At 62.6% G+C, this 12,594-nt stretch carries 2 protein-coding genes, 2 tRNA genes and 3 rRNA genes; all 7 read left to right on the top strand.

Annotated elements, in window-relative coordinates:
• Positions 1–197: 197 nt before the first annotated feature.
• The 7 genes from IPQ09_16995 (at position 198) to rrf (ending at position 12,562) form a co-directional block, all read left to right on the top strand.
• A complete protein-coding gene (locus IPQ09_16995) occupies positions 198–4,706 on the top strand; it encodes a hypothetical protein (protein MBL0195883.1) in 4,509 nt (1,502 codons plus the stop codon).
• Between the two features lie 113 nt (positions 4,707–4,819).
• Positions 4,820–6,259 (top strand): aldehyde dehydrogenase family protein, encoded by a 1,440-nt coding sequence (locus tag IPQ09_16990; protein MBL0195882.1) that lies wholly within the window; start codon positions 4,820–4,822, stop codon positions 6,257–6,259.
• A gap of 887 nt (positions 6,260–7,146) precedes the next feature.
• Positions 7,147–8,703: ribosomal RNA gene (locus IPQ09_16985) — 16S ribosomal RNA — on the top strand.
• A 226-nt stretch (positions 8,704–8,929) separates the two neighbouring features.
• Positions 8,930–9,003 (top strand) — tRNA-Ile (locus IPQ09_16980).
• Between the two features lie 11 nt (positions 9,004–9,014).
• Positions 9,015–9,087: transfer RNA gene (locus tag IPQ09_16975), tRNA-Ala, on the top strand.
• Between the two features lie 293 nt (positions 9,088–9,380).
• Positions 9,381–12,340 (top strand): 23S ribosomal RNA (locus IPQ09_16970).
• Between the two features lie 106 nt (positions 12,341–12,446).
• Positions 12,447–12,562, top strand: a 5S ribosomal RNA gene (gene rrf, locus IPQ09_16965).
• The 16S, 23S and 5S rRNA genes sit together here with 2 tRNA genes alongside, the layout of an rRNA operon.
• The last annotated feature ends 32 nt before the right edge of the window (positions 12,563–12,594 follow it).

The raw sequence follows: 12,594 nt of genomic DNA, 5'->3' as shown, positions 1-12,594 counted from the left end.
GAGGTCTAAGTGACCGCGCCGCGAGGGCCGGGGCCAGGCGTGGCCTCGGCGATCGGCGCACGGCCCCGACGGTTAGCGCCCTGACGAGGGCCGCCGAGGGCACCCCAGTTCTTGGGTATCTGCCTGAAATGGCTCAAGTAGTTTCTGTGGAACGGATGTTGCGTAGCCCGCGCGTGCGCCTGACGAGATTCAGGGGCGTGCAGGTCAAGGAGGCCGGGATGTTCGCGAAGTGGATGAGACGACTCGGGATGAGCGCCCTCGTGGGGGGGCTGGTCTGGACCTCCGTGGGGTGCGCCGGCGAGCGTGATCCCATCAACCGGGTTCAGCCGAACGCCATGCCGAAGAGCTTCTTCCTGGGCAAGCTCGGCGATGCGAACGACGACCCCGAGTTCTACATGCGCAACACCGTCATCGACGTGCCCTACGGCGCGGCGCAAGACGGCCTCTTCACCGCCACCTACGCGCAGCCCACCAACCGCATCAAGTGGGAGGTGCAGGAGCGCGCGCTCATCGCCCGCTCCACCTTCGAGCGCATCCAGGACTCCGACCACAAGGGCTCGCGGCGCACGAACGACGGCCAGGTCGTCGGCATGTTCACCATCGAGAGCCACTTCGACGTTCGGCGCGACTACAACTCCTCCACCGGCGAGGAGATGAACGTCATCGTCGAGAACAACACCGACCGCCCCTGGTACCAGCGCGAGTACATGCGGGTCGACTGGTCGAAGAACCTGGTCACCGACGGCTACGAGGTCGACACCCTCTCCCAGATCGGCCTGTACGGCGCGGTGAAGTTCTCGCCGATGGAGTACAAGGTCGAAGACCCGGACAGCCCCGACGCGCCCGTGTTCTCGGCGGAGGAGGGCTACTTCGACGTCGCGACGAAGGCCTTCGCCACGCCGCAGATGATCGACACTCCGTGGGGCGCCTTCCCCGCCTGCTACTTCTACGGCATCCACCCGGCGGGCAACTGCAACCCGACCGAGCTGACCCTGCGCCTCTCGTTCCGGAAGGTCGTCGAGACCGACTTCGAGCCGAGCGACTGGGACGGCAACCGCATGGAGGCCTTCGGCGCCTTCTACGCCGACCGCTACGGGTACGAGCGCAACTACGGCATCCTCGACACCAAGTGGCACCGGCTCGCCGCGAAGTACAACATGTTCGAGCGGAGCCACATCAGCCAGAACGTGGGCGGGCGGGAGCTGTTCGCGCAGTGCAACACCGATTTTTGGCGCGACGAGAACGGCGACGTCATGAAGTTCCGCGCCGACGGCGCGCGGGACGCCACCACGGGCCTGCCGATCCCCGATCCGAGCGGCAAGCCCTTCGCCGGTAGCTCGATCGCGCAGGGTCAGGCCCGCGAGTCGAACCGCTGGAAGATCCTCGACGGCAACAACAACAAGACCGACGACGAGTGTGAGTTCCTCGTCGACGGCAAGGTCGCGCACCCGGGCTCGCGCTGCGACACCCTGGCGCACCGCTGCACCCTCCCGCTGAACGAGCGCAAGACCAGGAAGATCCCCTGGTACTACGGGAAGGACGGCCCCGCCGACCTGTTCCCCTCCACCGCCGTGGCGCTCGAGCAGTGGAACGTCTCGGCCAAGCAGGCCATCCAGGCCGGCAAGAGGGCCGACGCGCTCCGCGTCGACAAGGACGCGACCGCCTTCGTCACGAGCGAAGAGCAGATCGCCAAGCGCGAGGGCGCCGCGAAGGACATCGAAGACATCTTCGTGCTCTGCCACAGCCCGGTCATCGAGTCGGACGACAAGGCCTGCGGCAAGGTGGGCACGGAGGCGCGCATCGGCGACCTCCGCTACAACTCGGTCAACATCATCAACACGCCGCAAGACCCGTCCCCCTGGGGCATCATGGTCGACAGCGACGATCCCCTCACCGGCGAGAAGGTCCAGACCAGCGTCAACGAGTGGGGCCACATCCTCGATCTCGCGGTGCAGGGCACGGCCGACTACCTCCGCTGGCTGAACGGCGAGATCACCGACGATCAGGTCACCTCGGGCGAGTACATGCTCGACTGGGCCCGCGCGTCGAACTTTGGCCAGAACGCGTTCCAGCCCAAGGTGCTGAGCCAGGCCGAGGTGCAGTCGCGCCTCGACTCGATCGCCTCGGCGGACGGCAACGGCAACTTCCTGCCGCGCCGCAAGCTCCGGGCGAACGAGAAGCTCAGCGCCAAGGAAATGCGGGGTAAGCTGAAGGCCCGCGCCGAGACCCGCAAGCGCTCGGGTGTGCCTCTCGACCGCAACAACGAGATCGAGGCCCGCCGCAAGCAGTTCGTCGGCTCGAAGTTCGAGTCGCTGCTCGCCACCAAGGAGATGCAGGTCGCGGCCGGCGTCGACGCTCGCAACGTGGGCCCCATCGCGAACGACGCGATGCTCGCGCGCGTGTCCCCGCTCCGCGGCATGAACCCCGAGCTCCGGCGCTGGGTCCAGCGGCAGAAGGACTCGCGCGCGCACGAGCACGCGTCGTGCAGCGTGCAGGCGCCCGAGCCGACCGCGCAGATGGGCCTCGCCCGCCAGGCGCAGAAGCTCTACCCGCTGCCCGACCGAGAAGACCCGGACTACGCCGCCAAGAAGGCCAAGCGCGATCGCGACCTCTTCCAGTGGCTCCGTGAGCAGTTCCACATCTCGGTCATCCTCCACGAGATGGGCCACTCGATGGGCCTGCGCCACAACTTCGCGGGCAACTTCGACGCCCTGAACTTCCACACCCAGTACTGGCAGCTCCGCACGCGCAACGGCGCCGAGAAGCTCTGCCAGCAGGAGGGCGTCGGCACGGTCAAGTCCTACAAGCCGCACACGAACGGCGAAGACTGCGTGGGCGGCCGCTGGTTCGACCCCGTCACCGAGAAGGAGCAGAACGGCCTCCTCACGAAGTGGGGCCAGTCCACGGTCATGGACTACCCGGGCGACACCGCACAGGACATGAACGGCCTCGGCAAATACGACAAGGCCTGGATGCGGAACATGTACGCCGACCTGGTCGACGTCGACGTCGACTCGGACGTGGGGAACAAGGCGAACTACTACCCGCTGCTCGCCGAGACGAACACCGGCGGCGTGCTCGGTCCGTTCCTCGTCCCTTCGTACTGGAAGCTGCACGATCTCTTCAACACGGTCGGCACCTGTGAGGGCGGCTCGCCGAGCGATCCGCTCAGCGCCAAGTGCACGGGGCAGCTGCTCGACTACCGCAAGATCTACGACATGGTGGACGCGTCGGGGACGACCCGCTCGAAGGAGTTCGGCGAAATCGACTACGGCGGCACGTTCAACAAGTCGCCCGACGGCTTCGCGCGACACCCGTACATGTTCAGCTCCGACGAGTTCGCCGACGGCGGCAACGTGCTCGTGTATCGCCACGACGCGGGCGCCGACCTCTACGAGCAGGCGCAGTACTTCATCGCCTCGTACGAAAATCGCTACATTTTCGACAACTTCCGGCGCAACCGGGTGATGTTCAACGTGGAGGGGGCGGTCGACCGTACGCTCTACAGGTACTTCGAGAAGATGACCGCGACCACGAAGGCCATGGGCCTCCTGCTCCCGGACCTCGGCTCGGACGCGGGCGTCTACCTCGAACACGAGGACCTGCTGCTCACCCACGCGCTGGCCTCGTCGATGGGCTTCGAGGAGTTCATCAAGGTGCTCACACGGCCAGAGCCGGGCGCGTACCGCTACTCGAAGAGCCGCGATTTCACCGACACCTGCGCCACCAAGAGCTACGCCGAGGTGTCCGAGTACTACGCGGACGACCTCTGCAAGTCGGAGAGCGAGACCACGCCCCCTGCCTTCACCCTCAAGGTGGGCCAGGGCGGCGTGCGCTACATGCACAACGAGTACGACTACTCGAAGGGCTACGAGTGGAGCAGCTACCTGCGCTGGGTCGGCAGCTACTACGAGAAGGTGTACGTCCAGTTCTACCTGAACGAGGCCTACAACAACTTCCTCCAGAACAGCCGCGACGACTACATCGACGGCCGCGATCGCAACATCAACTACGCGACGATCTACCCCGAGCAGATGCGCCGCCTCAACGCGAGCCTCCTGCAGAACGACAACACGTTCTACGCCCCGTACGTCATGCCGCAGCAGCCGGGCTTCGCCGTGAGCGCCGATCCGGTGCAGTGGCTCCCGCTCGACCGCTTCGCGCAGGCCGACCCCGGCACCACGTCGCTCGGCTACCCCGCCGGCGCCGTGCGCATCAACCCGCTCGTCGGGTGGGAGCAGCAGTTCCCCGCCATCATCTTCAACTACATCTACGGGTCCACGACCCTCACGATGGACTGGGCGAACCAGATGCGCATCTGGTACCCGGACAGCGACGGCTCGCTCAGCGTCCCCCTCAACCAGCAGGTCCGCTACCAGGATCCGCTCACGGGCATCCAGTACGCGGCGCGCTCGTATGGCAAGGAGACCATGACCGGCCGACAGGTGCAGCGCACGGCCGGCGCGCGCATGCTCCAGTACGCGAACGACTTCGCGGCCAGCACGTTCGTCGTGACGGCCACCGACGGGGTCACCGGCCAGCACACCTACCAGCGCGCTGGCGTCGCGAACGAGCCGGTCTGCAAGCCGGGGCTCGACGAGGACACCTGCACCCGCGCGAAGAAGCGCCTGCGCTACTTCGGCGGCAACCTCGACACCGTCCGCGAGATCGCGCTCTACGTTCAGGGGCCCCTCTCCGGCCAGTGAGCGGGCGAACGCGCACCTGACGCGCACCTGAGAACGCGTGACACGGCGGCGGCGCTTCGGTCTACTCCGAGGCGCCGCGGCTGTTTTGTGGCGCGGGCGTCTGAGAACCTTACATGCATACTACAGACATGTGGCTCGGCGGCGCGCGGGTCGAGGCGTGTGGTCGGCTGCCCGTGCACGACCGGTGGACCGGCGAGCCGTTCGCCGAGGTGGCGCAGGCCGACGTGGGTCTGTGTCGGCGCGCCGTCGCCGCGAGCGAGGCCGCGTTCCGCGAGCTACGCCGGGCGCCGAGCCACGCGCGCCGCGACGCCTGCGCGCGCGTCGCGGCGGGGCTGCGCCGCGAGGCCGCCGAGCTCGCCGAGCTCGTCGCGCGTGAAGCGGGCAAGCCCATCTCCCTCGCGCGGGCCGAGGTCGAGCGGGCCGCGACCACGTTCGAGCTCGCGGCCGAGTGCGCCACGCAGCCTCGGGGCGAGGTCCTCTCGCTCGACCGCGTCGCGTCGCATGCGCGCTACGCGGGGCGCTACGAGCGCGTGCCGCTCGGCCCCGTCCTCGCGTTCTCCCCGTTCAACTTCCCCCTGAACCTGGTCGCGCACAAGGTCGCCCCGGCGCTCGCCTGCGGCGCGAGCGTGCTCGTGAAGCCTTCGCCGCGCACGCCGCTGTCGGCGCTCGCCCTCGGCCGGCTGGTGAGGGAGGCCGGCCTCCACCCCGACGCGATGATCGTCCTCCCCACGTCCGACGCCCTCGCCGGCGAGCTCGTGGCCGACCCCGCGTTCGCGGTGTTCACCTTCACCGGCAGCGACCGCGTGGGCTACGCGCTGAAGGCCCGGTGCGCGAAAAAGCGCGCCCTCCTCGAGCTCGGCGGAAACGCCGCGGCGATCGTTCACCACGACGCCCCCGAGCTCGGCCGCGCGCTCGACGCGCTCACGACGAGCGCCTTCGCTTACGCCGGTCAGGTGTGCATCAAGACCCAGCGAATTTACGTGCATGATACACTATTCGACGAGGTGCTCGCCGGGCTCGCCGAGCGCGCCGCGAGGCTCGCCCCGGAGGAGCCCACCGCCGCCGTGGGCGTGCTCGGCCCGATGATCGACGCCGCCAGCGCCGCCCGGGTGGACGCGTGGGTCGACGAGGCGCTCGCCTCGAGCTCGGCGGGAGTGCGCGCCGCGCACCGCGCAGGACGCGACGGCGCGAGGCTCGGCCCCGCGGTGCTGACCTGCCAAGGAGAACCTCGCGGCCTCCGCGTGGTGGAGGAAGAGGCCTTCGGCCCCGTGCTGGTCGTGCGCCGGTACGCCGAGCTCGCCGAGGCGCTCGAGGAGGTGAACGCCTCCCGCTACGGCCTCCAAGCGGGCCTCTTCACCGACTCGGCCCGCGCGATCGATCTCGCGTTCGACGCGCTCGACGTGGGCGGCCTGGTCGTGAACGACACGCCCAGCTTCCGCAGCGACGCGATGCCGTACGGAGGCATGAAGGACTCTGGCCTCGGGCGCGAGGGCGTCGCGCACGCCGTCCTCGAGTACACGGCGCCCAAGATGCTCGTCACCCGCCGCGGATAGGCGCGAAAAGCCAACGGAGCGCGGGGGCGCTCCTTCTCCGGCGCCGGCGGGCCCCTCCCCAACTCGGCGGCGTTCCGCGCGATGAAGGGCGGCGCTTCGCCTGGTGGTGCGACGGGGTCACTGCGGGGATCCGCGCGAGAACGCGCGCCTCAAACATGAGGATCCTCCCACCGGCGCCGGAGAAGGAGCACCCCCGCGCTCCTCTGCCGCCGACGCCCCACTCCCCAACTCGGCGGCGTTCCGCGCGATGAAGGGCGGCGCTTCGCCTGGTGGTGCGACGGGGTCACTGCGGGGATCCGCGCGAGAACGCGCGCCTCAAACATGAGGATCCTCCCACCGGCGCCGGAGCAGGAGCACCCCCGCGCTCCTCGAACGCCCAGCCGCCACGACAAAAGGGGGGAAGGCCCTCGCGCTCGACGCACCTCCACGAATTTCTTGACGCCGCGCCGCCGTGGCCCTAAGTTGCCGCTCCCGCTGATGGCGCCCCCGGGCACCTCAGCCTTCGAAAAACGACCCCAAAAAAGTCGTTGACGAGTCGGGACGGCGAAGATAGAAGTCGCCCTCCCGAAACGAAGGAAGCGAAAGCGGCCTTCGGGGAGCCAGAAAAGAAGAAAAAACTTCTTGACGGCGCAACGAGGCGGAAGTAAAAAGCCCCTCCCCGCAAGCAGCGGGTCCTGGAAACGGGAAAGCTGCCTCGGTCCTTGAAAACTGAATCGTACGCTCACTTCGACAGAAGTGGGCTCAACGGAGAGCGCGAGGCCGCTCGGATCACCCCGGTCCGAGGTCGAGCCGAAGTGACTCTCCAAACACAAGTCAGAGTCGACGACTCGAGACGAAGTGACCGCGAGGTCGCAGAGTCGAGGGCGTCGAGCAGCTCTACCAGAATTTAACTGGAGAGTTTGATCCTGGCTCAGAACGAACGTTAGCGGCGCGCTTAACACATGCAAGTCGAACGAGAAAGGGCTTCGGCCCCGGTACAGTGGCGCACGGGTGAGTAACACGTGGGTAATCTACCCTCGAGCGGGGATAACGTTCCGAAAGGAGCGCTAATACCGCATAAGACCACGCTCTCGAAAGGGAGTGAGGTAAAGTAGGCCTCTGAATTCACGCTTACACTCGAGGATGAGCCCGCGGCCCATCATGGTAGTTGGTAGGGTAATGGCCTACCAAGCCGAAGACGGGTAGCTGGTCTTAGAGGATGATCAGCCACACTGGAACTGAGACACGGTCCAGACTCCTACGGGAGGCAGCAGTGGGGAATCTTGCGCAATGGGCGAAAGCCTGACGCAGCGACGCCGCGTGGGTGATGAAGGCCTTCGGGTCGTAAAGCTCTGTGGGGAGAGACGAATAAGACGTGGCTAACATCCACGGCGATGACGGTATCTCCTTAGCAAGCACCGGCTAACTCTGTGCCAGCAGCCGCGGTAAGACAGAGGGTGCAAACGTTGTTCGGAATTACTGGGCGTAAAGCGTGTGTAGGCGGCCAGATAAGTTGGGTGTGAAAGCCCGGGGCTCAACCCCGGAAGTGCACTCAATACTGTTTGGCTTGAGTATCGGAGAGGTTGGTGGAATTCTCGGTGTAAGGGTGAAATCTGTAGATATCGAGAGGAACACCAGTGGCGAAGGCGGCCAACTGGACGAATACTGACGCTGAGACACGAAAGCGTGGGAGCAAACAGGATTAGATACCCTGGTAGTCCACGCCGTAAACGATGGGTGCTAGGTGTCACGGGCATTGACTCCCCGTGGTGCCGTAGCCAACGCATTAAGCACCCCGCCTGGGAAGTACGGCCGCAAGGCTAAAACTCAAAGGAATTGACGGGGGCCCGCACAAGCGGTGGAGCATGTGGTTTAATTCGACGCAACGCGAAGAACCTTACCTGGGCTAGAAAATGCAGGAACCTGGGAGAAGTCTCGGGGTGCTCTTCGGAGAATCTGTAGTTAGGTGCTGCATGGCTGTCGTCAGCTCGTGTCGTGAGATGTTGGGTTAAGTCCCGCAACGAGCGCAACCCCTATCATTAGTTACCAGCGGGTCATGCCGGGAACTCTAATGAGACCGCCGATATTTAAATCGGAGGAAGGTGGGGATGACGTCAAGTCATCATGGCCCTTATGTCCAGGGCTACACACGTGCTACAATGGGCGGCACAAACCGTCGCGAACTCGCGAGAGGGAGCCAATCGGAAAAAACCGTCCTCAGTACAGATAAGAGTCTGCAACTCGACTCTTTGAAGTTGGAATCGCTAGTAATCGCTGATCAGCAGGCAGCGGTGAATACGTTCCCGGGCCTTGTACACACCGCCCGTCACACCATGGGAGTCGTTTGCTCCAGAAGTGCCTGAGCCAACTCGCAAGAGAGGCAGGGTCCCAAGGAGTGACCGGTAACTGGGGTGAAGTCGTAACAAGGTAGCCGTAGGGGAACCTGCGGCTGGATCACCTCCTTTCTAAGGAGCTCTCCCAGCTGAACCTTCGGGCAAAGCGGGAAGCAACTAGAGTCATGGCCCACGAGCGCACCCGGTAAAACGGAGCGCCTGTCAGACAGAAGCGTACGATTCAGTTTCCAGGGAGCGAGGCTCCGGCGCAAGCCGGAGGAGCGAGCCCCTCTGGTAGCAAGCCTCTACAGGCGAGCGCGAGCTCGCCAAGCGAGAGGCCCAGCCCATCACACGGAAGGGGCCAGTAGCTCAGGTGGTTAGAGCGCACGCCTGATAAGCGTGAGGTCGGCAGTTCAAGTCTGCCCTGGCCCACGACTTTTCACGGGGCCGTAGCTCAGCTGGGAGAGCGCTGGCTTTGCAAGCCGGAGGTCATCGGTTCGAAACCGTTCGGCTCCACAAGATTTAAAGACGCACCGCTTGGCCGTCCCCGGTTCATTGAAAACAGAATAGAAGAGCGAGACCTCTCTCAAGGGTCGACCCTCAGCGAGCGCGCGAGCGCGAAGCCGAGGTCGATTTTAGGTTCGTTCTTCAGAACGGTCACCGACCGCCTCATAGCAGCGCGGCACGGCACCGATCGGAAACTGAAATAGGTCGTTTATTGAATGTTCTTTGGAGCAGCGGCGGGAGGAAATTCACGGAACTCGTGGATCGAATCCTGTGTGTGAGCTCGATGCGTGCCTTAGGGATAAGGCAAAGCTACGAAGGGCGTATGGTGGATGCCTAGGCAGTCAGAGGCGAAGAAGGACGTGGACAGCTGCGAAAAGCTCCGGGGAGCCGCTAACGGGCTTTGATCCGGAGATATCCGAATGGGAAACCCCGGACCGTCATGGTTCGAACGTGCGGTGAATACATAGCCGTACGTAGCCAACCCAGGGAACTGAAACATCTAAGTACCTGGAGGAAAAGAAAGAGACATCGATTCTCCAAGTAGCGGCGAGCGAACGGGGAAGAGCCTAAACCAAAGGACGAAAGTCCTTTGGGGTTGTAAGGGTTTGCGACATCGGCGAGCATTGCTAGACGAACGACATGGAAAGGTCGGCCATAGACGGTGACAGCCCGGTAATCGAAAGCGAGACAGACCGTAGCAGATACCCGAGTATCGCAGGACACGTGCAATCCGGCGAGAATCCACGGGGACCATCCCGTAAGGCTAAATACTACTGACTGACCGATAGTGAACAAGTACCGCGAGGGAAAGGTGAAAAGCACCCCGGCTAGGGGAGTGAATAGTACCTGGAAACCGTACGCCTACAAGCGGTGGGAGCACTATGCCGACCTCGGTCGGAACGTGTGACCGCGTACCTTTGCATAATGGGCCTGCGAGTTGCGCTGTGTGGCAAGCGTTAAGCCGTGAGGTGTAGCCGGAGCGAAAGCGAGTCCTAACAGGGCGTCCAGTCGCATGGCGTAGACCCGAAACCTTAGCGATCTATCCTTGGCCAGGTTGAAGGATTGGGTAACACCGTCTGGAGGACCGAACTCACTTAAGTTGAAAATTAAGGGGATGAGCTGAGGATAGGAGTGAAAGGCTAATCAAGCTGGGAGATAGCTGGTTCTCCGCGAAATGTATTGAGGTATAGCCTCGGACGAATACCGTCGGAGGTAGAGCACTGAATGGGCTAGGGGTCCTACCAGATTACCAAACCCAATCAAACTCCGAATTCCCGTAACTAGTATCCGGGAGTCAGACAGTGGGAGATAAGTTCCATTGTCGAGAGGGAAAGAGCCCAGACCGTCAGCTAAGGTCCCAAAGTCTAACCTAAGTGGTAAAGGAGGTGGAAACGCATTGACAACCAGGAGGTTGGCTTAGAAGCAGCCATCCTTTAAAGAAAGCGTAATAGCTCACTGGTCAAGCGAGTCTGCGCCGAAAATGTAACGGGGCTAAAGGTCAGCACCGAAGCTACGGACTCTGAAAGAGTGGTAGGAGAGCATTCTCTGGCAGATACACGCCGGACCGAAAGGACCGGTACAGGGCCAGAGAAGAGCTTATGCAGGCATGAGTAGCGATAAACCGAGTGAGAAACTCGGTCGCCGTAAGCCCAAGGTTTCCTGGGGTAGGATAATCCTCCCATGGGTTAGCCGGTACCTAAGCCGAGGCCGAAAGGCGTAGGTGATGGATAACAGGTTAATATTCCTGTGCTACGGAGGGTAGCGTTGACGTAAGCGGGGACGGAGTAGGATAGGTCAAGCACGGTGCATGGATACCGTGTTCAAGCCCGTAGGCTGGAGCTCTAGGACTCGAGAGAGACAAACGGAGCTTCAAGGCCGAGAGGTGATGAGGTTAGACTTCGGTCTAGCAACTTGGCGATTCCACACTTCCAAGAAAAGCCGCGTACTGAGCTTCTTCCGTAACCGTACTACAAACCGACTCAGGTGGGCGGGAAGAATATTCCGAGGCGCGTGAGAGAACCCTGGTTAAGGAACTCGGCAAACTGACACCGTAACTTCGGGAGAAGGTGTGCCTTTTGACGTGAGCTGGTTCGCCCAGCAGAGCGTCGGGAGGTCGCAGAGAATCGGGGGTTGTGACTGTTTACTAAAAACCTAGCACTCTGCTAAGTCGAAAGACGACGTATAGGGTGTGATGCCTGCCCGGTGCTGGAAGGTTAAGGGGATTGTCAGCGCAAGCGAAGCAGTGAACCGAAGCCCCAGTAAACGGCGGCCGTAACTATAACGGTCCTAAGGTAGCGAAATTCCTTGTCGGGTAAGTTCCGACCTGCACGAATGGCATAACAACATCCCCGCTGTCTCGACCAGGGACTCAGCGAAATTGTATTGGGGGTGAAGATACCCTCTACCTGCGGCAAGACGGAAAGACCCCATGAACCTTTACTGCAACTTGGCAGTGAGTTTCGGGACATTCTGCGTAGGATAAGTGGGAGGCTTTGAAGTCGGGCTTCTGGGTTCGATGGAGCCAACGTTGAAATACCACTCTGGATGTTCTGGGATTCTAACCTGCGTCCGTAATCCGGACGAGGGACACTGCCTGGTGGGCAGTTTGACTGGGGCGGTCGCCTCCTAAAACGTAACGGAGGCGTGCGAAGGTTCCCTCAGCCTGATTGGAAACCAGGCGTAGAGTGCAAACGCACAAGGGAGCTTAACTGCGAGACCGACAGGTCGAGCAGGTGCGAAAGCAGGCGTTAGTGATCCGGTGGTTCCGAATGGAAGGGCCATCGCTTATCGGATAAAAGGTACTCTGGGGATAACAGGCTGATCGCGCCTGAGAGTTCACATCGGCGGCGCGGTTTGGCACCTCGATGTCGGCCCATCGCATCCTGGGGCTGGAGCAGGTCCCAAGGGTTCGGCTGTTCGCCGATTAAAGCGGTACGCGAGCTGGGTTTAAAACGTCGTGAGACAGTTTGGTCCCCTATCTGCCGTGGGCGAAGGATACTTGAGAGGAGCTGACCATAGTACGAGAGGACCTGGTTGGACGTACCCCTAGTGATCCAGTTGTCACGCCAGTGGCACAGCTGGGTAGCTATGTACGGAACGGATAACCGCTGAAAGCATCTAAGCGGGAAGCCGGCCTCAAGACAAGGTGTCCCAAGCGCAAGCTTCTAAAGACCCCTCGTAGACTACGAGGTTGATAGGCCGGGTGTGGATTTGGGGCAATCCAAGAGCTAACCGGTACTAATAGGTCGTGCGGCTTTACCATATCTCTAGGGCAAACATTGAGTTAACGCACAGGATTCGGGTTACGAGTCCGGCGCAAGCCAGAGAACAATCCGCTGCGTGAGCAGCGTCGATGGGACCCACAAGTTTCCGGTGATGATTTCGAAGAGGCCACACCCGATCCATCCCGAACTCGGAAGTTAAGCTCTTCGGAGCCGATGGTACTGCACGGGAAGCCGTGTGGGAGAGTAGGACGTCGCCGGGATTTTTTCTTCCGATTGGGCCTGAAGCCGCAAG

The sequence above is a fragment of the Myxococcales bacterium genome (assembly GCA_016720545.1).
Lineage (GTDB): Bacteria > Myxococcota_A > Polyangia > Polyangiales > Polyangiaceae > JAAFHV01.
This window is presented reverse-complemented; position numbering and strand designations above follow the sequence as displayed.

Coding starts and splice junctions, on each gene's coding strand:
- IPQ09_16990 (MBL0195882.1), top strand. CDS start 4,820: ATGCATACTACAGACATGTGGCTCGGCGGCGCGCGGGTCGAGGCGTGT.